The 22,181-nt window shown below is 49.7% G+C and carries 22 protein-coding genes; 10 read left to right on the forward strand and 12 right to left on the reverse strand.

Features of this window, described 5'->3' with window-relative positions; all coding sequences use genetic code 11:
• Positions 1–183 precede the first annotated feature (183 nt).
• The gene (locus T504_RS0104975; protein WP_033169964.1) at positions 184–732 is read right to left on the reverse strand and encodes a GNAT family N-acetyltransferase; all 549 of its coding nucleotides are present in this window, start codon (positions 730–732) and stop codon (positions 184–186) included.
• A gap of 130 nt (positions 733–862) precedes the next feature.
• Here T504_RS0104975 and T504_RS0104980 point away from each other — a divergent pair, with 130 nt between their 5' ends.
• From T504_RS0104980 to nrdG, 3 genes are all read left to right on the forward strand, one after another.
• Positions 863–1,912 (forward strand): mechanosensitive ion channel family protein, encoded by a 1,050-nt coding sequence (locus T504_RS0104980; RefSeq protein ID WP_033169965.1) that lies wholly within the window; start codon positions 863–865, stop codon positions 1,910–1,912.
• A gap of 320 nt (positions 1,913–2,232) precedes the next feature.
• Complete coding sequence (gene nrdD / locus T504_RS0104985; RefSeq protein ID WP_033169966.1) at positions 2,233–2,520, forward strand: anaerobic ribonucleoside-triphosphate reductase; 288 nt, start codon at positions 2,233–2,235, stop codon at positions 2,518–2,520.
• Between the two features lie 64 nt (positions 2,521–2,584).
• Positions 2,585–3,088, forward strand: a complete 504-nt coding sequence (gene nrdG / locus T504_RS0104990) for an anaerobic ribonucleoside-triphosphate reductase activating protein (RefSeq protein ID WP_033169967.1) — start codon at positions 2,585–2,587, stop codon at positions 3,086–3,088.
• Positions 3,089–3,164: 76 nt separating this feature from the next.
• Here the strand turns inward: nrdG and T504_RS0104995 are convergent, their stop codons facing one another.
• Positions 3,165–3,581, reverse strand: coding sequence for a universal stress protein (locus T504_RS0104995; protein WP_033169968.1), 417 nt, complete (start codon positions 3,579–3,581; stop codon positions 3,165–3,167).
• A 31-nt stretch (positions 3,582–3,612) separates the two neighbouring features.
• Positions 3,613–4,044: a universal stress protein gene (locus T504_RS0105000; RefSeq protein ID WP_033169969.1), complete on the reverse strand. Its 432-nt coding sequence runs from the start codon at positions 4,042–4,044 to the stop codon at positions 3,613–3,615.
• Between the two features lie 237 nt (positions 4,045–4,281).
• Between T504_RS0105000 and ilvA the strand changes: the two genes are divergently transcribed.
• From ilvA to T504_RS0105035, 7 genes are all read left to right on the forward strand, one after another.
• Positions 4,282–5,532 (forward strand): threonine ammonia-lyase, encoded by a 1,251-nt coding sequence (ilvA, locus tag T504_RS0105005; protein WP_033169970.1) that lies wholly within the window; start codon positions 4,282–4,284, stop codon positions 5,530–5,532.
• 209 nt (positions 5,533–5,741) lie between these two features.
• On the forward strand, positions 5,742–7,277 hold the full coding sequence (locus T504_RS0105010) for an L-lactate permease (RefSeq protein WP_033169971.1): 1,536 nt from the start codon (positions 5,742–5,744) through the stop codon (positions 7,275–7,277).
• A 144-nt stretch (positions 7,278–7,421) separates the two neighbouring features.
• Complete coding sequence (murQ, locus tag T504_RS0105015) at positions 7,422–8,333, forward strand: N-acetylmuramic acid 6-phosphate etherase (RefSeq protein WP_033169972.1); 912 nt, start codon at positions 7,422–7,424, stop codon at positions 8,331–8,333.
• Positions 8,330–9,697: a PTS transporter subunit EIIC gene (locus T504_RS0105020; protein ID WP_033169973.1), complete on the forward strand. Its 1,368-nt coding sequence runs from the start codon at positions 8,330–8,332 to the stop codon at positions 9,695–9,697. The genes murQ and T504_RS0105020 overlap by 4 nt, the downstream gene beginning before the upstream one ends.
• A 45-nt stretch (positions 9,698–9,742) precedes the next feature.
• On the forward strand, positions 9,743–10,825 hold the full coding sequence (locus tag T504_RS0105025; RefSeq protein ID WP_033169974.1) for a DUF871 domain-containing protein: 1,083 nt from the start codon (positions 9,743–9,745) through the stop codon (positions 10,823–10,825).
• Positions 10,826–10,866: 41 nt separating this feature from the next.
• Complete coding sequence (locus T504_RS0105030; protein WP_081823378.1) at positions 10,867–11,238, forward strand: ArsR/SmtB family transcription factor; 372 nt, start codon at positions 10,867–10,869, stop codon at positions 11,236–11,238.
• A 33-nt stretch (positions 11,239–11,271) separates the two neighbouring features.
• On the forward strand, positions 11,272–12,030 hold the full coding sequence (locus T504_RS0105035; RefSeq protein WP_033169975.1) for a C40 family peptidase: 759 nt from the start codon (positions 11,272–11,274) through the stop codon (positions 12,028–12,030).
• A 50-nt stretch (positions 12,031–12,080) separates the two neighbouring features.
• Here the strand turns inward: T504_RS0105035 and T504_RS0105040 are convergent, their stop codons facing one another.
• From T504_RS0105040 to T504_RS0105080, 9 genes are all read right to left on the reverse strand, one after another.
• Positions 12,081–12,833: a sigma-70 family RNA polymerase sigma factor gene (locus tag T504_RS0105040; protein WP_051635214.1), complete on the reverse strand. Its 753-nt coding sequence runs from the start codon at positions 12,831–12,833 to the stop codon at positions 12,081–12,083.
• 373 nt (positions 12,834–13,206) lie between these two features.
• Positions 13,207–14,526, reverse strand: coding sequence for a glutamate-1-semialdehyde 2,1-aminomutase (gene hemL, locus T504_RS0105045; protein ID WP_033169976.1), 1,320 nt, complete (start codon positions 14,524–14,526; stop codon positions 13,207–13,209).
• Between the two features lie 3 nt (positions 14,527–14,529).
• On the reverse strand, positions 14,530–15,510 hold the full coding sequence (gene hemB / locus T504_RS0105050) for a porphobilinogen synthase (protein ID WP_033169977.1): 981 nt from the start codon (positions 15,508–15,510) through the stop codon (positions 14,530–14,532).
• Between the two features lie 19 nt (positions 15,511–15,529).
• Positions 15,530–17,044 (reverse strand): uroporphyrinogen-III C-methyltransferase, encoded by a 1,515-nt coding sequence (gene cobA, locus T504_RS0105055; RefSeq protein WP_033169978.1) that lies wholly within the window; start codon positions 17,042–17,044, stop codon positions 15,530–15,532.
• Between the two features lie 32 nt (positions 17,045–17,076).
• Positions 17,077–18,018 (reverse strand): hydroxymethylbilane synthase, encoded by a 942-nt coding sequence (gene hemC, locus T504_RS0105060; RefSeq protein WP_033169979.1) that lies wholly within the window; start codon positions 18,016–18,018, stop codon positions 17,077–17,079.
• Positions 17,978–19,297 carry a glutamyl-tRNA reductase gene (gene hemA, locus T504_RS0105065; RefSeq protein WP_033169980.1) on the reverse strand — a complete coding sequence of 440 codons (1,320 nt, stop codon included), beginning with the start codon at positions 19,295–19,297 and terminating at the stop codon, positions 17,978–17,980. The genes hemC and hemA overlap by 41 nt, the downstream gene beginning before the upstream one ends.
• Entirely contained in the window at positions 19,266–19,913 is a 648-nt protein-coding gene (locus tag T504_RS0105070; RefSeq protein WP_033169981.1) for a precorrin-2 dehydrogenase/sirohydrochlorin ferrochelatase family protein, read from the reverse strand. The genes hemA and T504_RS0105070 overlap by 32 nt, the downstream gene beginning before the upstream one ends.
• A gap of 202 nt (positions 19,914–20,115) precedes the next feature.
• The gene (locus T504_RS0105075; protein ID WP_033169982.1) at positions 20,116–20,787 is read right to left on the reverse strand and encodes a response regulator; all 672 of its coding nucleotides are present in this window, start codon (positions 20,785–20,787) and stop codon (positions 20,116–20,118) included.
• Between the two features lie 15 nt (positions 20,788–20,802).
• Positions 20,803–22,170 (reverse strand): type II secretion system protein GspD, encoded by a 1,368-nt coding sequence (locus T504_RS0105080; RefSeq protein WP_033169983.1) that lies wholly within the window; start codon positions 22,168–22,170, stop codon positions 20,803–20,805.
• Positions 22,171–22,181: the final 11 nt, after the last annotated feature.

Below are 22,181 nucleotides of genomic sequence, written 5' to 3' on the forward strand. Positions count from 1 at the left end.
AAAAACAGTTCGTTATGTTTATAATTATCTGACGATTACTGTTCTTAATCTTATCTTAGGTTGTTATTATTGTATCGCTTTCCGGCTTGTAATAAAAGGACACATGTCTCGAAACAATTCGGATTCCCTCTTGTTTTCTAAACATGTGTCCTATTTCTGCTATTCTTCCTCTTAGGTTCCTTCTTATTTTTTCGCAGGAAGTTCTAGCCCCTGTTCTTTGCGTGCCTGATATTCACGATCCAAGATTCCTAATATCACCAGATTTTCATATACCCCGTTGGTAAGAATCGTCTCACGAATCAAACCTTCCCGCACCATTCCTTCTGATTCATAGAGATGCAAGGCCCGTACGTTATAGTCCTTACAATCCATCCAGGCGCGGTGAAACTTCAAATCATCAAACGACCAGGCCTTCAATAATTTCATGGCTTCGTGACCATAGCCAACGCCTTTTTTCTCGATGATAACATGGGTCCACTCGATTTCCTTCGCCTCAGTCGTGAGCCCATTAATCATCAAATATCCCACCGGACTTCCCGTCTCTCTTTCCTCAACAATGATGTCCATAGCCGCTTTACTTTCACGAATAAGCTTTGTATGAAAATCCCGGTCAAAAGGGACAATAAACTTGAGATTCTCTGGCTCATATTCCAGTTTCATGATATAACCAAGGTCGGATAAATCTGCCTTTCTCAATTGGAGGCGTTCTCCGACGTGCAGAATTTCTGCCATACTATCGCTCCATTCCTATTTTGGTTTTTCTTTTTCCTATTATATAGTATAATAATTGTATTTTCGAATTCAAGTGATTCAATCACTGTCATAGGTACAAGGGGGTTTTATTTTGTCTACTATCGAATGGATGTCCTGGATTGATTGGGCGCATCTTTTAGAAATGCTTATCCTGCCGGGCTGCATCCTCACCGTTGCCCTTACTGCTGGTATCACCATCAACCGCATCATCCATCGGCGCGTTTCCCGCCATATCTCCACCGATGAGACCACCTGGCAATTCATCTTTGTCAACGCCCTCCGCGGAGTGCCAATCTCCCTCTGCCTCGTCGTCGGTCTCTATTGGATTGTCAACACCAGTCATCTAAGTGAACCACTCGTCAGGATTTTCTCCTATGTTTTGTTCACCGTTATCATTCTGTCAATCACCCGGGTTATTGCCCGTACCGTAAATGGCATCATCGATATGCAAATCGAACGCTCTGAGCAAAAGATGCCAAAGACCACTTTGCTGAATGCCATTGTCAACGGCATCATCTATGCGATGGGCATCCTCGTCATTCTTCAATACTATGGGATTTCCATTGCCCCCATCCTGACCGCCCTGGGCGTCGGTGGTATGGCCGTAGCCCTCTCCCTGCAGGAAACGCTGGCCAACATCTTCTCGGGTCTGCACCTGATTCTTTCCAAACAGTTGCGCATCGGCGATTACATCCGCCTGAGCAGCGGCGAAGAAGGCCGGGTCACCGATATTACCTGGCGCTTCACGACCATCGTTCCAGCTGGCGATGCCAATATGGTAGTGGTCCCGAATCAAAAAATCGCTTCCTCCAATATCACCAATTTCAGCATGCCTCGCCGCGACATCGTCATCCGCATTCCCATCGGGGTCGCTTATGACAGCGACCTCGAAAAAGTCGAGCGCGTGACCGTCGAGGTTGCCGAAACCATTCTGGAGCAAGTCGATAAAGATGTGAAGATAAAGCCAGCCGTTCGCTTCCACACCTTTGGCGACTCGAGCATCGATTTCAATGTCATCATGCATTCGAGCCGCTTCGACCATCAATTTCTACTCAAACACGAATTTATCAAAGCCCTGACAAAACGCTATCGGGAAGAAGGAATCGAAATCCCCTATCCGATTCGCACCGTTATTCAAGCAGACCAATCGCCACAATGACCTCTTGTGGATAACTTTTTTCTTCAAGAAAGATTATTCATCCCTTATCTTTCTCGCGAATCGAACAACACGCAGATTTCATAGATTCCCCTGCGGTTCGTGAAGAAAATAGTCTGCATAAACTACCAAAATCTCGGATAACATACAGTTTTATTCTGTGGATAAGCCTGTGCATTATATGCCACAAACAACTATATGTAGTATTTCTATTGACTATCACACCATATATATTGTATAATTTTCTTGCAAGCGGAAAACGCGCTGTTTGCACCATTATTAATAAATAAGCAGGATTAAGTATAAAAGGACAGGTGGATTACATGTTAGTGAATGGCATTGACGTGACCGTAGAAGGTCTCGAAGATATTTCCGAACAGGAAATCGTGAATTATATCGACTATGTCGAGAATAAAACCAACGAAAAACTCGACACCCTCCATATTTCCGCTGCGGGTAACGACGATGTCAACATCGATTACGTTCTCCAGCCGCAGAAATTTGAACGCATCCGCCGCATCACCGGCTATCTGGTCGGCACAATCGACCGCTGGAACGATGCAAAACGCGCCGAAGAACACGACCGTGTTAAACATGGGATGCGACACTAAAAACACAATTGCCAAAAACCTTCCTCGTTGAGGAAGGTTTTTCTATGAAAGGAAGTCTACATCCATGAAACTCAGAATCGCCGGCATTGTTGACGACTCCGTTGTCGACGGCGAGGGCATGCGGCTCACCGTATTCACCCAGGGATGCCCTCACCACTGCCCTGGCTGCCATAACCCCGACACCCACGATTTTCAAGGTGGCCGGGAAACCACGCCCGAGGCCATCATCGCCGAAATCGACAAAAACCCCCTTCTTTCTGGCGTAACTTTCAGCGGTGGAGAACCCTTCATGCAGCCCGCTCCACTCACACGACTTGCCAAGGACGTCCATGCCCGCGGCCTGGACGTCTGGAGCTACAGCGGCTACACCCTCGAAGAACTCATGGCCCGTCACAATCCTGCCATCAACGCCCTGCTCGAAGAAATCGATGTACTGGTAGACGGAAAATACCTGGAGGAACAACGCGATCTCACCCTGAGCTTCCGCGGCAGCCGCAATCAACGCATCATCGACCTGAATGCCTGGCGCAAGACAGGCAAAATAAAACTTCTATATGCAAACGAATAAAAGTCACGGATAATGAATAGACGTAACCGCCATCATTATCCGTGACTTTTTGTATGGAAATGTACGACAAGGAATCTTATTTTACGACCAGTACCGGGCACTTCGACTGCTCTACGATATACTGGCTGACACTGCCCAGAAGAACTCCTTTGACAACGCCCAGGCCGCGGCTGCCCATGACAATGAGGTCCATATCATTGCTGGCGGCAAAGTCGAGAATAACTACTGCAGGAGAGCCCGTCTCCGAGAAAGCTTCTTTTTCCACATCGGACGGTACCATCTGCATCGCGCGGTCCAAAATGACATTGCCAGCTTTTGTTACTGCTTCCAAGATTGCATCGGACAAGCAGGCATTGATTGCCAACTGATTGATGTTTGCTACATACAAAAAGTTAAGTTTTGCCTCGCAAGCTTCCGCTAAAGCAATTGCCTGAGCAACCGCACGATCCGAACCTTCCGATCCATCTACTGGTACAAGGATATTCTTCATCATAATATTTACCCCCTTGATAAAATGGCTTCCATTATCTGGCCACTGCCACAGAAACCTCTGCCCGTTCAACGATTTCCTGACTAACACTTCCGAGCAAAAGTCCCTTCATAAAACCAAGGCCACGACAGCCGACCACGATAAGTCCTGTCTGCTTTTCCTGCGCAAAACGCAAAATCTCATCAGCGGGAATTCCCGTACGACGATGATACTCTGCCGTAACCGAAGGCGGAACATGCTTCCTCGCTCGTTCCAACGCTTCCTTCTCCATTACCTCGACAGAGCCGGCTATCGTCTCCGGCAGCCAGGACTCTTCTTCTGCATCCGTATCCTTATCAAAATAAGAAACATGCAGAATATCGAGCACTGCCCCTGTAGGTTCCGCCAATGACGCGGCGAACTCTACAGCCCGCTCAGCCCCGTCTGACGCATCAACAGGAACAAGGATACGGGTAAGTTTCTTCATCTGGATTCCTCCCCCGTGAGTCTTATATTGTATAGTTCGCTTAATTTCCACAAAATTCCTCTAATTTTTATAAAACTAGCGAAATTTTTCTAGCCGAAAATCACGTTGACAATAATTGTAAAAAGATGATAAACTTTATTAAACATTTATGGACGTTTTTCCGATATTATATCACCATTAATGTAAATCCATTCTTAATTTTCAATATAACTGTTTTTATATCAAGGAGGCCTTTTCATGCCGAAAAAAGAAACCGCAGCTCCATCCAATCAGGAGATCGTTGCCGCTACCACTATTTCCGGCGTCTATCAAGCAGCCCGTCAGCTTGAAGGTGTCGTCAAGAAAACACCGCTGATTCCCAGCGATTTTTTCTCGGAATTATCCGGCAATCAGGTATATCTCAAACCAGAAAATCTCCAGCATACTGGTGCTTTCAAGCTGCGTGGCGCCTATAATAAAATAAGCCAACTGACAGAAAGTGAGCGCGCCAAGGGTGTCATCACGGCCTCTGCCGGCAACCATGCGCAAGGCGTTGCCTATGCGGCACAAAAACTCGGTGTTAAAGCCGTCATCTGTATGCCAGCGACCACCCCAATCCTTAAGGTTGAAGGCACGAAAGCGTTAGGAGCAGAAGTTGTTCTTCACGGGGATGGTTTTGACGATGCCTATGCCTACAGTCTAGAATTGCAAAAAAAATACGGCTATGTCTACATTCACCCCTTCAACGATTTACAAGTTCTCCTCGGGCAGGGCACTACTGCTCTTGAAATCATCGATGCCTGCAAGGATATCGATGCGATTCTCGTACCGATTGGCGGTGGTGGTTTTGCTTCCGGCGTTGCCTTGGCTACGAAACTCGTCAATCCCGACATCAAAGTCATCGGTGTTGAGCCAGAAAATGCAGCCTGCATGAAAGCAGCTCTCGATAACGATAAAATCCTTACGTTAGACAGCGCTGATACCGTAGCCGATGGCTGTGCCGTAAAAACCGCCGGCACCCTTACCTTTGAATTCTGCAAGAAATATCTTGACGAAATCATCACGGTTTCAGAAATGGAAATCATGGGCGCCCTGCTGGCCCTCATCGAAAAACACAAACTCATTGCCGAAGGTGCCGGTGTTCTTTCGCTGGCAGCACTGACCAAACTTCCATTCAAAGGGAAGAAAGTCGCCGCTATCGTCAGTGGCGGCAACATTGATATCTCCATGATTTCCGCATTGATTGAAAAAGCCCTGATTGCCCGCAGCCGTGTATTCTGTTTTGCGGTTCCACTGCCGGATAAACCAGGACAGCTTCTCAACGTTTCCCGCATTCTGGCCGAGGAAAACGCCAACGTCATCGAGCTCAATCACAACCAGGCCAAAGTCACCGACAGCTTCAAAAAAGTCGTTTTGGAAGTCACGGTAGAAACCCATAACGAGGAACACGTCAATCGCATCATCGGCGCCCTGAACAAGAATGGCTACGAAGTAGATCGCCTCTATTGATAGTATTCGTACAGCATTTGAACCCGGTTTTCTCCGGGTTCTTTTTCTTTCCCTCCCACTGTATTGTTATTCACAGTTTTCTAAAAATAGGACCTTTTATCTTTCGCATTGACTTTTTTAGTACCTACTTATATAATGAAGTATCTTATTTATATATTATTAATATTTTTTTACGATGATCTGTCATCAAAAGAAAGGAATGAACTCATTTGGTTCTACTCGCACTGTCCCCAATTCTTTGGTTGGTCGTTGCGCTGAGCATCCTTCATATGCCCGGTCACAAGGCCTGCCTCCTGGCCCTCCTCATCTCGATTGTCGTCGGCATGGGGCTCTATGATATGACCGCTGTGCACGCTTTCCAGGCTTTCCTCGAAGGTGTTGCCCTGGCTTGCTGGCCAATCCTTTTGGTCATCATCGCCGCAATCTTTACGTACAATCTTTCCCTTCACACCAAAGGCATGGACGTCATCAAGAAAATGCTCACTTCGGTCAGCCATGACCGCCGCGTGCTGATTCTCTTGATTGGCTGGGGTTTCGGTGGATTCCTCGAGGGTATGGCTGGCTTTGGTACGGCCATTGCGATACCGGCAGGTATGCTTGCCGGCATCGGCATCAACCCCATTATGGCTGCCTCGGTCTGCCTGATTGCCAATTCCGTGCCGACTGCTTATGGCTCCATCGGTATTCCTCTCGTCACGCTGGGCAGCGTTACGGGCAATGACCCAACCACGCTTGCTACCTACACTTGCCTGCAGCTTGCTCCGCTGACGATTCTCTGCCCGACCCTTATGACCATCGTTGCTGGCGGCGGAAAGCTCAAGGCGCTGAAAGGCATGTCCATCATGTGCATTGCAGCAGCTCTTGGCTTCCTTATCCCCGAGCTGATTGTCGCTTACTTCATGGGCCCAGAACTGGCTGTTGTTGCCGGCGCTATTGGTGCCATGGGCGCCATTGTCGGCTGCGCCAAACTGTTCCCGGTAAACGACCCGGAATATGCTATGCCTGCTCATGATGACGAAGAGCCTGTTACTGCTGCTGGCGGTCTCAAGGCTTGGCTGCCGTTCATCTTGATTTTCGTATTCCTGCTGGCTACGTCAAAACTCGTTCCGGCACTTCATGATCCGCTTAACCTCATCAAGACTTCGGTCCTCATCTACGATGGCGAAGGCGGTGCACCGTATACCTTTACCTGGGTTGCTACGCCAGGTATTCTGATTCTCCTGGCGGCTTTCATTGGTGGCAGCGTACAGGGTGCTGCTTTGGGCGAGATGCTTCGCGTTCTCAAGCAGACTGTCATCAATCTGCGTTTCACGATTGTTACCATCATCGCGGTCATCGCTACGGCAAAAGTCATGGGCTATGCCGGCATGACCCATGAAATCGCGGAAACTGCTGTTGCTGCCACGGGTACTGCTTATCCGTGCATTGCAGCTTTCATTGGCTCCATCGGTACATTCATCACCGGTTCTGCCACCTCCAGCTGCGTGCTGTTTGGTAAACTGCAGACCGACTCCGCCCTGGCAATCGGTGCAACGCCAGCTGCACAGGCTTGGATCGCCGCTGCTAATGCTACGGGTGCCTGCGCTGGCAAAATGGTATCTCCACAGAGTATCGCCATCGCAGTTGCTTCGATTGGCGTTACCGGTGTTGATGGCCAGCTGCTGAAGTTCGCAGTTAAATACTATGTGCCGTTCGTCATCGTCATGGGCCTCATCGTTTACTTCGGCCAGAGTGTCGTAGGCTAAGCGAATCAAAACATTATCTTGCTAACCACTTTTAAAAGCGGCTGTCGATTCCGGCAGCCGCTTTTTGCTTGCGTGGCTTAGATATATGTCTTCCTTCGCGTTATATGCTATACTAAGGATAAACAATGCCAAAAGGAGAACATAATGATTTCATTAAATAAACTTACGACGGAACGTCGTAATCCCCATACCTCCCATATCGATGAACTCAGTACCATAGAGATGGTAACCGCCATCAATCGCGAAGACCAGCAAGTTCCACGGGCTGTAGAACAAGTATTGCCACAAATAGCTCAGGCAATTGACCTCATCACAGAAAAACTGAAAAAAGGGGGCCGGCTCTTTTATATCGGTGCTGGTACTTCCGGCCGTCTTGGCATTCTCGATGCTGTCGAATGTCCGCCCACTTACGGAACAGCACCAGAATTAGTCCAGGGACTTATCGCTGGCGGAACCCCAGCGATCTTCAAGGCACAGGAAGGCGCCGAAGACAATCCCACCCTCGCCGGTGAAGATTTGAAAGCCGTCGGCTTTTCCGCTGACGATGTATTGGTCGGCATTGCAGCCTCTGGCCGTACGCCTTATGTAATTGGCGGCATCGAATACGCAAAAAAGAAGCAGGCACCGACTATTGCGTTATCCTGCAGCGAAAACTCCCAGATCGCGGGACTTGCCGACATTGCCATTACCCCCATAACAGGTCCCGAAGCAGTTACCGGCAGTACCCGCATGAAGGCCGGCACTGCGCAAAAGCTGGTACTTAATATGCTTTCCACCGGCACCATGATAAAATTAGGCAAAGTCTACGGAAATCTCATGGTCGATGTAAAGACATCCAATTTAAAACTCGAGGAACGGGCGCGCCGCATCGTCATGGAGGCGACAGACTGCAGCCGCGATGAAGCAATTGCAGCACTCACCAAAGCCGAAGGACGTGCCAAACTTGCGATTCTGTTGCAGCTTACAGGCTGCAGTGCCGAGGAAGGACGCCAGCTGCTTATCAAGGCAGAAGGTAAACTCGGCAACGCTTTACAGGAAATGGAGATACGCGCATGAATTATGAAGCAATTGCCCGGCAGATTTTCCAGCTTACCGGGCCTGCCACGAACATCAAAACGATAACCCACTGCATGACCCGCCTCCGTCTGGGGCTTGAAAAAACGCCTCTCGACATCGAAGAGCACTTGAAAAATATCGACGGCGTTCTTGGCGTCAATCAAACCGAAGAGGAATTACAGATTATCTTAGGCCCGGGGCGCGTGGATAATGTCACCGACGAATTTTCTAAACTCGTCCATACCGCCGCTGCTGCACCAGCAGCAGCGGAAGGAAAAAAGACGCGAATCGGCGACGGCAAAGAACTTCATGCGCAGATTCGCGCCAAAAACGCCACTCCGATAAAGCTTTTTTTCAGACGAATCGCCAGCATCTTCGTCCCACTGATTCCAGCTTTCATCGCCTGTGGCCTAATCAGCGGATTATTGAACGTCGTTGCCAAAGCCGACCCATCCACATCCACGGCAGCCTGGTTCCATTTGCTGGCCGTTGCTGGCAATGTCATCTTCTGGGGAATGAATCTCTTCATCGGGTTCAATGCCGCGAAAGAATTTGGCGGCACCCCCATCCTCGGTGGCATTCTCGGTGGACTTATCACCCATCCAGGTTTGGCTGAAATCACCCTCAACAATACTCAACTCGTTCCAGGCCGTGGCGGAGTCATTTCAGTACTTCTCATCGCTGCCCTCGGTGCCTTGATTGAAAAACGCTTGCAACGCATTATCCCAGAAATGTTCTGCCTATTTTTGACGCCACTCTTCACCTTCCTCCTTGCCGGTACAATCGCTATCCTGTTTTTACAGCCTTTCGGTGGTTTTCTGTCCGACCTCATCGGTCAAACGGTTACGACTGCCATAAATACCGGTGGAGCTATAACGGGCTTCCTTCTTGGTGGCCTTTGGCTTCCCCTTGTCATGCTGGGACTTCATCAGGCCTTCACACCGATTCATGTGGACCTGCTCGCCCGCTATGGCGTAACCATACTGCTTCCCATTCTGGCCATGGCAGGAGCCGGCCAGGTGGGGGCCAGCTTTGCCGTTTATCTCAAGACGAAAAACAAACATCTCAAACAGACCGTTGCCTCCGCTCTTCCGGTTGGCATCATGGGAATTGGCGAACCACTTATCTACGGGGTCACTTTTCCGCTGGGCCGGCCATTCATTGGCGCCTGTATTGGCGGTGCCTTTGGCGGGGCGGTTCAAGCCTCCTTCGGCATTGGCTCTGCCACGCTTGGCATTTCCGGCCTGCCGTTAGCCGCCGGTACTGACCATATAGCCCTTTATCTCTTGGGCCTCATTGCAGCTTATGCTGCCGGCTTTGCAGCCACTTGGCTGCTTGGCTTTGATGATCCGGCCGAAGACTGAACCGCCGCATCATCCAAATAGAAAACGATAAAGAGGGACTATTTCATGAACAATGGTATTTCAATCTATCCAGGACTCGATAACACCTTGGAAGAAAATCTCGAACTCATCGATAAAGCTGCTGCTTGCGGCTTTCGCCGCATCTTTACCTCCCTTCACATCCCCGAAACTAACGTCCAAGCTTTAAAGCGTGAACTATCGGAATTACTGCGTGAAGCTCGGCGCCATGACATGGAAATCATATCCGACATCTCGCCAGCTACCATGGAATTACTAGGTATCAAGGAGTTTTCCCCTTCCGCATTCCGCATGCTGGGAATCACTACCCTGCGGTTAGATTACGGCTTTGGCCTGGACGAGATTGTAAAACTATCGCACAATAAGCAGGATATCCGCATTCAACTCAACGCCTCAACCATCACAGGAAAACTGCTCAGTGCACTAGTAGAAATGCAGGCTAACTTCCGTCAAATCGATGCTCTGCATAACTTTTATCCCCGCCGCGGCACGGGAATCAGCGAAGAATGTCTCGTGCGCAAAACCATGATGCTGCACAAACTGAAAATCAAAACAGGTGCCTTTGTCCCTAGTCAGGGGCGCCGTCGCAGTCCCTTGCAGGATGGACTTCCTACTATGGAGGACCATCGGGATGAGTCGGCAGAACTGGCCGCCCGTCACCTCATCGCTCTTGGAATTGACTCCATCTTCATTTCAGACAGCCTACCCACCGAAGAAGAACTGCGTTCCATCGGCTCCCTCAACAACAATCAGGTCACCCTAGGTGCCAAACTTTTAACCAAGGACCCCGTACAACGTGAATTGCTCTCCCATACCTTCACCGCACGGGCCGACGAAGCCCGTGATGCCATCCGCGCAGAAGAAAGCCGCCAGCTTCTCAAAGAGATGGGAAAAACCATTCAGCCAGATAATACCATCATTCGCCCCATTGGTGCGGTCACGCTCGATAATATCGATTATAAGCGCTATATGGGCGAACTACAGATCATTCGTGCCCCGCAGGCAGCGGATGCACGAACCAATGTAGCAGCCATGGTCGAGGAAAGTGAAGTCAACATGCTTCAGTACATCACTCCCGGCCGAAAGTTTTCATTCCGATTCAAAGAATAAACTGCTATAATATACCTAATTGAATGTAATGGGAGGATTTTATGGACGATTATATCGCTAACGATGACCTCTGCGAGGTCTATCATACGCATCCAGACCGACTCCAAGACTGTGCCATCCATAAACTCGATGACAAAACCAGCCTGGCATTGGCAGATGTCTTTAAGACACTAGGAGACAAAACTCGCATCAAACTCCTCTCCCTGCTGGCTTCCGAAGAGGAGCTCTGCGTCTGCGACATTGCCGAAGCACTTCAGATGGGACAATCTGCCATCTCGCATCAGTTGCGCGTGCTTCGTGCTGCCCGTCTCGTGAAATTCCGCAAAGTCGGCAAAGAGGCATTTTACTCCCTGGACGATGATCATGTCTTGAAGCTCATGCGTCAGGGACTCGACCACGTTCGCGAGGCGTAACAAAAAAGGAAAACAACAGAAAGGACGACGACTATGAAACGACCACGGCTGCTTCGAACCGGCTTTGTCACCTGCCTGTCACTCATCATGCTGACCGGCACGGTATTGGCATCGCCTACACTCCGCTCCGGTTCCACGGGACATGATGTGCTGCTGTTGCAGAAAAAACTCAAAAATGTCGGCTACACCATCCACTCCGTAGATGGTGTTTACGGCGACGAGACGGAACGAGCTGTGGCCGAATTTCAGCGTGACCAGAAAATCCGCATCACCGGAATCGTCAACAACGCTACCTGGCGGGCTCTGCAAAAAGCCAAGCAGCGTACCTGGGGCAGCAATGTCCCCAAACCAGAACCACTTCCGGTCCCCAAAACCGGTGGTGGTCAGCTGGCACCGGATAATCAGCCGATTCTTGCCCCGGGCAAGGTAAATGCCATCATCCGTACCGCCAAGTCATACCTCGGCGTTCCCTATAAATTTGGTGGGGATACCCCCAAGGCCTTTGACTGTTCCGGATACTTGCAATACGTCTTTGCCCAAAACGGAATCACGATTCCCCGCACTGCAGACGAACAGTATAAACTCGGGCGGCGGACCACCAGCAGTCGGCAGTTGGTTCCCGGAGACCTGGTTTTCTTTACGACCTATGAACCAGGAGCTTCACACTGCGGAATTTATCTAGGAAACGGACAATTCATCCACGCCAGCTCCAGCAAAGGAGTCCGCATCGATGAATTATCCAATAGTTATTGGTCTCCGCGCTACTATGGCGGAAAACATATCGTAAAATGACAGAAGAGAAGAGCCTCCGACCAAAATATCGGAGGTTCTTCTCTTCTTCGTTATGCACTTATCTGCAGCAAGATATCCTGCAGGTTTAATGCTACCAATTCATCCTCGTGCGAATCTTCGCGCTCTGTCATCAGCAACAGCTGCTGGACAATCAGGTAATTCCGGAACATCTCGACCGTAATATCCTGTTTTGCCATGATATGCCGGCGCATCTTGCGCTTGGAACGCTGCAGGGCATTGTCAACACTCTTGATAGAGCCACTGATTTCATCCGCAATTTCCTGGTAAGACATCCCACGCACATACGACAGGAAAATGCGATAGTCAAAAGGCGTCAGCTCCTTCGTCACCACCGACTGACAGAATTCATAGTCTTCTTTCATCACCAAGCAGAATTCAGGATTCGCCTCTAACTCATCGCTGACCAGAATATCTAACAGCGTGTAGTTCTCATTCTCCTCCGCAATGGAATAATCCAGCGAGTACGCCGTATTGAGCGGCTGATTTTTGAGCCGCTGCAAAGCCTTAACTGCGGTGATAAACTGGCAACGTACACAATGCTGGGCAAAGACGCCAAATGGTATCTTCTTCTCTGGATTATAATCCCGCATTGCTTTAAAAAAACCGATCTGACCTTCCTGAAACAAATCCTCCTGGGCAATATTGCGCAGACAATTCCAACGAGTCTGACCACCAATCATCGGAGCATAGCGCTTCAACATCATTTGAACCAGCTGATCATCCCCATTCAGCTGATACAACGCTACGACCTCTTCATCAGTCATGCTTTTCCAATTATCCATAGACAAGACTCTATTCAACTCCTATCTTCTTCTATCCCATTCCCTTCTTACCTTACTCTAATTTATATTAGCACGACATTAACCGTGTATACAATATGACTTTTTTCCCTATTTTTATTTCTCGTTCCCCCTGTTGCCCTATGCATTGACAGTGATATTAGGGTTTATCCTATTACTGGTATCCACTTGTATAAAAAAGTATTTTATATGGCATAGGGCTTTTATCCTATAGTATAATCAATAGTTATCGTCTTTCCTATTGCATTCAGTTATTATTTCCAATTATTTTCATTTTGGTTTTGTTGTAAAAAAATGTCCATTGGCCTAAAACCAACGGACATTTTTTCCGCACAGGCTCTCACCTGTTTCTTACTCATTTTCTGTTGTCAGCAACAGCCTGGAAAGCAATCTCTGCAGCGGCAATAGTACGGTCTATATCTTCCTCGCTGTGCGCACCGCTCATGAATAGGGTTTCAAACTGCGATGGTGCCAGATAAATTCCCTGTTCCAGCATCGCCTTAAACCAGACTTTAAAGGCTTCCTGATCCGATGCACAAGAATCCTCATAATCATAAACATCCTTATCGTTGAAGAAAATGCCGAACATCGAGCCCGCCTGATGGGCCTGAATCGTAACCCCAGCTTCCTTGGCCTTCTCCTGCCAACCAAGCAGAAGCTTCTTCGTCTTCAACGTGAGCTCTCGGCTGTAATCCGCCTTGCCTTCCTCAGGCTCTGCCGTAATGATTTTAAGTGTCTCAAGACCTGCCGTCATGGCCAGTGGATTACCCGAGAGGGTTCCTGCCTGATAGACCGGACCTGCCGGCGATACCTTCTGCATGATATCGCGGCGTCCGCCATAAGCGGCTACCGGCAAACCACCACCGATAATCTTGCCGAGACAAGTAAGGTCTGGCGTAATGCCATAAGCGGCCTGAGCACCACCCAAGGATGCGCGGAACCCACACATGACCTCATCAAAAATCAAAAGTGCGCCATGCTTTTCCGTAAGATTGCGCAGCGTACGCAAATAGCCTTGCTTCGGTGGCACACAGCCCATATTACCAGCTACCGGCTCCACAATGACAGCGGCAACTTCATCACCGATTTCCTCCATGACCTTCGTGATAGCCTCGGCATCGTTATACGGCACGGAAATCGTATCTTGTGCTGTCCCTTTCGTAACCCCCGGAGAACTCGGTACACCAAACGTCGCCATACCCGAGCCGGCATTTACGAGCAAACTGTCACTATGGCCATGATAGCAGCCGATGAATTTGACGATCTTTTCCCGCCCCGTGTAGCCACGCGCAAGGCGCAGAGCACTCATCGTCGCCTCGGTACCGGAATTTACCATACGGATGACCTCGATTGAGGGATAGACCTGCATGACGAGTTTTGCGAGTTCGGATTCGATACAAGTTGGTGCACCATAGCTCGTGCCGCGCGTAGCAGCTTCCTGCAGCGCTTTAACGACCCGCGGATGCGCATGGCCAACCACCATAGGCCCCCAGGAGCCGACATAGTCGATGTACGCATTGCCATCGATATCGTAGATCTTATCGCCCTCAGCACGCGCAATAAACGGCGGATTACAGTCAACGCTGGCATAAGAACGAACCGGACTGTTGACACCGCCCGGCATCAACGTTTTCGCTTCAGCAAACGCTGCCGCAGATTTTTCGAGATTCAGCATAAATTACTCCTCTTCTTTCAGCCATTTCGCAGCATCCATTGCATGATAGGTAATGATGATATCTGCTCCAGCACGTTTCATCCCCATAAGCGTCTCTAACACGATGCGCTTTTCATCAATCCAGCCATTGGCAGCGGCTGCCTTGACCATTGCGTATTCACCACTGACATTATAAACCGCTACCGGATGATGGATATGATCGCGAACCTGGCGGACGACATCAAGATAAGCCAGCGCCGGTTTTACCATGATGATATCTGCGCCCTCAGCGATGTCGAGATCAACTTCCTTGATGGCCTCATGTGCATTAGCCGGGTCCATCTGATATTGACGACGATCCCCAAAGCTCGGCGCACTATCTGCCGCATCACGGAACGGACCATAATATCCCGACGCATATTTGACCGCATAACTCATGATCGAGACATTAAGGAACCCTGCCTCATCCAGCGCTTCACGGATAGCAGCTACCCGGCCATCCATCATATCTGACGGCGCCACGATATCCGCACCAGCCTTAGCCTGCGAAACAGCAACTTTCTGCAACAATTTAAGAGTCTTATCGTTGTCCACATAGTGATTTTCCAGATGTCCACAATGACCATGAGACGTGTATTGGCACAGGCAAACATCACCGACAACCATCATTTCCGGAACAGCTTCCTTGATCGCCTTGATGGCACGCTGTACCGGACTTGTCATATCCCAAGCACTGGAACCATCTTCATCCTTGTACTCTGGCAAGCCAAAGACTTCCACCGACGGAATCCCCAGCTGCCAACATTCCTGCGCAACTTTTACGGCGTTGTCCACCGAAAGATGATAGCAATTCGGCATGCTCGGAATCTCTTCTTTGACATTTTCCCCTGGAACGACAAAAATCGGATAAACAAAATCCTTTGCCGAAAGATTCGTTTCTCTTACCATAGCACGCATAGCCGGTGAAATTCGCATGCGGCGCGGGCGGAGTTTCTGAGTGTACATAAAATCCATCTCCTATGAATCAAATATTCGCTTTAATTGCTTCAACTAATCCATCAATCGTATATTCGTCGGCGACAATATCCGTTTTAATACCGTTATTCTTCGCCGTCTCTGCCGTAACCGGACCAATTGCGGCAGTCTTGATCCCCGTAAGCGCGTCCGCTGAACCAATAATCTTGATGAGATTGGTCACCGTGGAGGAACTCGTGAACGTCACCAGATCAATCTCCCCAGCCGCCATCTGCGCCTTTAAGGATTCCGCATCAACCTCTGCTGCTACGGTCCGGTAGGCAGGTACCACATCTACGACAGCACCTTGTTCACGCAGCTTCTCCGGCAAAATTTCTCTTGCCTCCTGCGCACGCGGAATGAGGATTTTCGCATGAGGTGGCAGTTTTCCCCGGAGTGCCTCCAAGACACCTTCGGCTCGGAATTCCTTCGGTATCACATCCGCAAGAATGCCATACTCTTTAAGCTTTGCTGCCGTTGCACTGCCGATGGCAGCTACTTTGGCATATCCGAGCGCTCGGGCATCTTTGCCGCCCTTCATGAGGCGGTCAAAGAAACGAGCAACACCATTGGCACTCGTAAAGATAAGCCACTGATAATCGTTCAGCTTAGCAATCGCTGCCTCAAGCGCCTCATAATGGTCCGCCGGTTCTTCGATGCGAATAGCTGGTGTCTCGATGACTTTGGCTCCCATCTGCTCAAGACGCGCCGTAAGTTTCGATGCCTGGCTGCGAGCCCGCGTGACGAGTACGGTCTTACCGAACAGCGGATGCGTCTTAGGCTCATCGAACCATTGAAGTTTTTCACGCAAGTTGACCACATCGCCAACGATAAAAATGGCCGGCGGCTTGAGTTTCGCCTTGGCCACATCTTCAGCAGCCGTCCCAACAGTAGTCATGAGAACACGCTGCTCGGGCTTTGTTCCCCATCGGATAACAGCGGCTGGTGTATCGGCTGAACGCCCGTTTTCCATGAGTTTTTCCGTGATATGCGGCAGATTTGCCACACCCATGAGAAATACGAGCGTATCGACCCCAGTCGCCAGATGCTCCCAACGCATATTGCTTTTGCCCTTGGTGGGGTCTTCATGCCCAGTGACCACGGCAAACGAAGTCGCCACCGCACGATGCGTGACCGGAATGCCCGCATAAGCAGGCACTGAAATCGCTGAGGTGATGCCTGGTACAATCTCAAAAGGCAAACCGTTCTCCTGCAGTAACAGGCCTTCCTCGCCACCACGGCCGAAAACAAAGGGGTCTCCTCCCTTGAGACGAACCACACATTTTCCTTCGTTCGCCTTATCTACCAGCAGCTGGTTGATGTTCTCCTGCTTCATGGTATGATTGCTAGATGCCTTTCCGACATAGATGTATTCTGCATCATCCGGGGCCCATTGAAGAATCCGATCATCAGCCAGACGGTCGTAAACCACGACGTCTGCCATCTTCAGGCACTCCACTGCCTTCAGGCTTATCAGCCGGTAATCCCCCGGACCTGCGCCTACCAAATATACCATTCCTGCCATATTTATCTCTCCCTTAACCATTAATTTCGCTTTCAGCGGTCCATGAGCAGTCCGATTTCCTGCATGATCTGCAAGCCACCCATTGCCAACAGTTTATCCGCCAGTTCCTGGCCGATTTTTTCACACCGATCGGCACGGCCTGTCAATTTATCCCGATAAAGTTTTGCCCCATCCACGGAGGCAATCACAGCTTCCACCTGAATTTCTCCCGCCTCGGTCGGGGTCGCATAAACCCCCACGGGCACCTGACAACCGCCCTCGACACGCGCCAGGAAAGAACGTTCTGCCGTTGCACACTGCACCGTTTCCTCATCATTTAGAAAGGCAATCAGCCCACGCACTTCTTCGTCTGCTGCCCGGGTCTCAATAGCCAGTGCTCCCTGACCTACCGCCGGAAGAACCATACTTTTCGGCAATACATCGGTGATGCGTTCCCCAAAGCCCAGCCGCTTGAGTCCAGCCACCGCCAGTATTATCGCATCAAAATTTTCTTCTTCCAACTTGCGAAGTCTCGTATTGACATTTCCCCGCAAGTCACAAATATTGAGGTCAGGGCGAACATGCAAAAGCTGTGCTTTCCGACGCAGGCTGGATGTTCCCACCTTCGCCCCCTGTGGCAGCTCCGAGAATTTCTTGTACTGGGGACTTACCACGGCATCGCCGGGGTCAAAGCGTTTGGTAATGGCGGAAATCACCAAACCTGCCGGAACTTCCGTCGGCATATCTTTCAAACTATGCACAGCCAAATCAATGCCGCCCTCCAGCATATCTGTCTCAAGTTCTTTCGTGAAAAGCCCCTTGCCGCCGATTTTAGCCAACGGCGCATCGAGAATCTTGTCCCCCTTGGTCGTCATAAGCTTGAGCTTTACCGTCAAATCCGGATATTTTTCCTCCAAACGGCTCTTCACATACTCAGCCTGCCAAAGTGCCAGCTTACTGCTGCGCGTACCGATAATGATGGTGTCTTTCTTCACGGGTAGCTGTCTCTCCTATCGTATCGAGTTTAAATAACGAACGCATGGCGTCAATATAGAATTCTTCCTGCGGTGTTCCCGCCGATGCATTGAGTTTCATCATCGGCATGCGCAAGATCTTCCGCACGATCATGCGGGTCATATGTTCAATTTGGCGCTTTTCCTCCTTAGTGAGGTCCGGAAGCTTCGAGCTAGCACGCTTGATCTCACGCTGCCGGATACGTTCACAACGCTCAGAAAGCAATGCCATGAGCGGCCGGAAAGAGAGGTATTGGAATTTTTCTTCAATCGATACCACTTCTTCCTCGACGATTTTTTGCGCCTGAACCGCCTCTTCCCGCCGTTCCTGTACATGCTCATCGACTACTTCTTCCAGCGCATCGATATTGTAGAGGCAGACGTTCTTGATTTCTCCCACTTCGGGATCTACATCACGCGGCACGGCAATATCGATGAGAAAAAGTTTGCGGCTTTTCCGCTTGGTCATGAGCTGACGCGTCTCCCAAGGCTTGATCACATAATGCGGTGCCCCGGTAGAAGTCACGATGACATCCACATCCACAGCCTTTTTCATCGCCTCATCAAAAGGAATCGCTTCGCCGTTAAAGCGGGCTGCCAACTGCTGAGCCCGTTCCAAGTGACGATTTGTCACATAAATCTTCTTGATTCCACGGGAGACTAGGTGCTGTGCCGTAAGCTCTGCCATCTTGCCCGCACCAAAAATAAGCGCATTAGACGAGGTCAATTCCCCTAATACCTCACGAGCCAATTCCACCGCCGCATAACTTATCGAAACCGAATTATACTGAATGCGCGTTTCTGTCCGCACGCGCTTACCGCAGGCAATCGCCCGATGAAACAAGGTATTGAGAATGGTACTAGTCGTTCCAGCCTCACGGCCTAACGCATAAGCTGCCTTCACCTGCGACAGAATCTGTCCTTCTCCAAGCACCAAGGAATCAAGACTGGACGCCACCTCAAAAAGATGGCGAATGCAGTCTTCATTCTCATGATGATAGAGATACGCATCGATATTCTCCTCATTTCCCGTGAGGTCAAAGAGAAACTGTCGAAGCGTAGGCAAATCTTCCCGAATGTCGTCCACCACGGCATACATCTCACTGCGATTACAGGTAGATAAAACCACCGCCTCGGAAAGGCCCTCGTAATCATTGAGATTGGCCAACCCATCACGTATTGCCTGTTTTGGAATCGCAAACCGCTCCCGCACATCAACAGGAGCAGTTTTATGATTCAGCCCCAGCATCAATAATTCCATTACGTATCTCTTCCTCCGCCCGATCCAACTGACCGGCTCTCACTAAATCTATCACACACTGAGTTAGAGCATTGCGCCAACGGCGTTGATGCTCTTTACTGCCGCCCGGCAGCTCTTTTATCTCTTCACGCAAAGCCTTGAGCCGCGGCAAAAATTCCGCAAAACTCGGGGGGTATTCCTGCTCCAGCCGTTTCCGCAAAAGCCGTGAAAACGCCGGGCTGTCACCACCAGTAGCCACCGTCAGCAAAAGATCTCCCCGCACGACACGCGACGGAACTTGAAAGTCCGTCATCTCCGGCTGTGCCGCCGCATTGACTAACGCCCTTAGGTGTTTTGCCTCCCGCGCTGCCTCCCGGTTAGCAGTTTCCGAATCTGCCGCACAAAATACCAATAACGGCTGATGTGGTGCCAACATGCCATACACGTACACGCCTGCCTGCCAGCGTAATTGGCGTTCCCCCGCCAATCGCTGTAAGGTATCCGTAACCGCGGGGGCGATAACCGTCACCTCAGCTCCAGCGGCGACAAGGCCCATCACCTTTCGCTCCGCCACCTGCCCACCGCCTATCACCACACACGATTTGCCAGACAGATCCAGATTCAATGGATAAAGCATTTGCTCCCCTGCTTTCCTGAATGAATATCATTTACGAATTTGATTCATTTTTCAAACTGCTTCTATTATTATACCGCTGATTGGAAGTTTTTTCTATACGCAAAATCCTTCATCAAAAAAAGACCACAGACTCGTTTTGGAGTCCGCGGCCCTTCCTGCGTACAGAATGGTTCGTTCCCAGTCCCAATCCTGCGTATTATCCTCAATCCAGCGATATGATTTTGTTTTTTAAAACATAAACCAATGCCTGCGTACGATCATTAACCTTGAGTTTATGGAAAATACTGGTCAAATGGTTCTTGACGGTCTTTTCACTAAGCCCCAGAGCCTTGCCGATATCCTGATTGGAAAAGCCTTTGGCAATGCACTCCAGCACATCCATTTCACGGGCCGTCAATCGCTCCCCACGGCTCTCATCCAACATTTCCCGTGCCTTGGTTTCCACATCATCAGAAATCGACAAGCTGCCAAACAGTCGCTCCGCAAGTTTGGGATAAACAAAGGCGTTGCCCTCGTTCACCACATGAATAGCCTTAACCAGTACCGCCGGTTCCACATCTTTCAGAAGGTATCCCAACGCACCATTCTTCAGCAATTCCAGTACATAATTATCACTATCGTGAATCGTCAATGCGACAATTTTGGTCGGACACTCTGCCTGCTTGAGCTGACGAGCGACTTCCAAGCCACTGAGCCCTGGCATGTTGAGGTCCAGCAGTAATACATCCGGCTGAAGCATCAACGTACGGGCCAGCGTCTCCTGACCATCCTCTGCCTCGCCGATGACCTCAAGATCATCTTCAAAGTTCAGCACACGCTTGATTCCCTGCCGCAGCAAGGCATGATCGTCTGCAATCAAAATCTTAATCGCCATATCTGTTCTCCTTTTCTAGTTGCATTGGCCTGTATCTTTCGTACTGCCGGAATCCTTTAGTATGTGCGCAGTCAAAAAAATCATGATTTCTGACTCCGTATGATTCCGTTTGTAATTGCGAAAAAAGCTTCCCAAAATAGGAACATCCCCAATAAACGGCACTTTGCTCATCGATCGAGATTCATCGCTGCCGATCAATCCACCGATCACCATAGTCTCTCCATCCCTAAGGCGAACCGTGGTATCTGCGCTTCGTTTCTGAAAGCGATACGCCTTGATATCATTGACATACAGCGGTGAACTAACCTCTGTATGAACCTCTGCCGTTATCATTCCTCCCGTATTAACCCGCGGAATACACCGCAAAATAATACCAGTCTGCCGATACGTCATCGTAGTTGTCGTCGATGATTCCGTGACAGACTGTGTCGGTACTGGAACCTCTCCACCGATATTAATTACAGCTTCGTGCCCCTGTAACGTCGTAATATTCGGCCTTGCCAGCATTTTGGCCTTGCCATCCGCAATCATAGCATTGAGCTTTGCACTAAAATAAAATTCATAGGGTCTCCCCTCGGGCCCATGCCCGAAGCGAATTATCCCCGGAATCTGTTCACTGCCATTGAACCGGCGGCGGATCTCCGTCTCGGTATAATCCCCGCTCTGTCTATCCTTGTATCGCGTCTTGTGGTATTCCGGATACTGCGGCAGTGTTGACCATTGCCACTCCACACCCAAATCCTTTGATGCACTGCGCGAAAGTGCAATTACTTTTGCTTCTAATGATACCTGTTCTGCCGGTACATCCAATTTGCGCAAAACAGCTTCCACTTCCTGTGCTTCCCAAACGGTTCCATAAAAAATAACCGAGCCGGATGTCTCATCCACGAGAGCCCTGTTTGCAGTCCGCCCAGCAGTCTTATTGGCATTTGCCTTATTCTTCGTATCATTATAATTCTTATTCAACACAGAATCAAATTTTCCTTCATTTAACAGCGATAAATTTACCGCCTGCGCCAAGTCATGGGGGTTGGCGTATCTCACTTTATACGAATGAACATGCGATAAACGCCCCGTTCTGCTGCCGACTGTCACAATATAATCTTCGCCATCCTGGAACAGTATCAACCCCTTAGCCGAAGCTACCAAATGCATCACCCGATCTGGTTCCTCGGTCATATCCAGCGTCACCGTCCCTTTGACTTCATCATCCAATACCAAATTGAAATGTCCCATTTTCGCCGCCGATAAGAGCACCGACCGCACATCACCATTGACCACCTGTACCCGCATGGGCGAAGCTGCCATCCGCCCCATCGGAAACAAAGCCAAAAACACAACAACACCAGTAACTAGAGCTTTCCCATTCTGCCATTTTTTCATCGCTATTCCTC

The organism is Selenomonas sp. ND2010 (assembly GCF_000702005.1).
GTDB lineage: Bacteria > Bacillota > Negativicutes > Selenomonadales > Selenomonadaceae > Selenomonas_A.

Excerpts from the sequence above, each read along its gene's own strand:
- T504_RS0105070 (WP_033169981.1), bottom strand. The coding sequence starts at position 19,913 with ATGCTTTATCCATTGAATCTGGATCTGTCTGGCAAATCGTGTGTGGTG.
- T504_RS0104995 (WP_033169968.1), bottom strand. The coding sequence starts at position 3,581 with ATGATGAAGAATATCCTTGTACCAGTAGATGGATCGGAAGGTTCGGAT.
- T504_RS0105030 (WP_081823378.1), top strand. The coding sequence starts at position 10,867 with ATGGACGATTATATCGCTAACGATGACCTCTGCGAGGTCTATCATACG.
- T504_RS0105025 (WP_033169974.1), top strand. The coding sequence starts at position 9,743 with ATGAACAATGGTATTTCAATCTATCCAGGACTCGATAACACCTTGGAA.
- T504_RS0105040 (WP_051635214.1), bottom strand. The coding sequence starts at position 12,833 with ATGGATAATTGGAAAAGCATGACTGATGAAGAGGTCGTAGCGTTGTAT.
- ilvA (WP_033169970.1), top strand. The coding sequence starts at position 4,282 with ATGCCGAAAAAAGAAACCGCAGCTCCATCCAATCAGGAGATCGTTGCC.
- murQ (WP_033169972.1), top strand. The coding sequence starts at position 7,422 with ATGATTTCATTAAATAAACTTACGACGGAACGTCGTAATCCCCATACC.
- T504_RS0105035 (WP_033169975.1), top strand. The coding sequence starts at position 11,272 with ATGAAACGACCACGGCTGCTTCGAACCGGCTTTGTCACCTGCCTGTCA.
- hemA (WP_033169980.1), bottom strand. The coding sequence starts at position 19,297 with ATGGAATTATTGATGCTGGGGCTGAATCATAAAACTGCTCCTGTTGAT.
- hemL (WP_033169976.1), bottom strand. The coding sequence starts at position 14,526 with ATGCTGAATCTCGAAAAATCTGCGGCAGCGTTTGCTGAAGCGAAAACG.
- hemB (WP_033169977.1), bottom strand. The coding sequence starts at position 15,510 with ATGTACACTCAGAAACTCCGCCCGCGCCGCATGCGAATTTCACCGGCT.
- cobA (WP_033169978.1), bottom strand. The coding sequence starts at position 17,044 with ATGGCAGGAATGGTATATTTGGTAGGCGCAGGTCCGGGGGATTACCGG.
- nrdD (WP_033169966.1), top strand. The coding sequence starts at position 2,233 with ATGTTAGTGAATGGCATTGACGTGACCGTAGAAGGTCTCGAAGATATT.
- T504_RS0105000 (WP_033169969.1), bottom strand. The coding sequence starts at position 4,044 with ATGAAGAAACTTACCCGTATCCTTGTTCCTGTTGATGCGTCAGACGGG.
- T504_RS0105075 (WP_033169982.1), bottom strand. The coding sequence starts at position 20,787 with ATGGCGATTAAGATTTTGATTGCAGACGATCATGCCTTGCTGCGGCAG.
- T504_RS0104975 (WP_033169964.1), bottom strand. The coding sequence starts at position 732 with ATGGCAGAAATTCTGCACGTCGGAGAACGCCTCCAATTGAGAAAGGCA.
- T504_RS0105080 (WP_033169983.1), bottom strand. The coding sequence starts at position 22,170 with ATGAAAAAATGGCAGAATGGGAAAGCTCTAGTTACTGGTGTTGTTGTG.
- T504_RS0104980 (WP_033169965.1), top strand. The coding sequence starts at position 863 with ATGTCCTGGATTGATTGGGCGCATCTTTTAGAAATGCTTATCCTGCCG.
- T504_RS0105020 (WP_033169973.1), top strand. The coding sequence starts at position 8,330 with ATGAATTATGAAGCAATTGCCCGGCAGATTTTCCAGCTTACCGGGCCT.
- nrdG (WP_033169967.1), top strand. The coding sequence starts at position 2,585 with ATGAAACTCAGAATCGCCGGCATTGTTGACGACTCCGTTGTCGACGGC.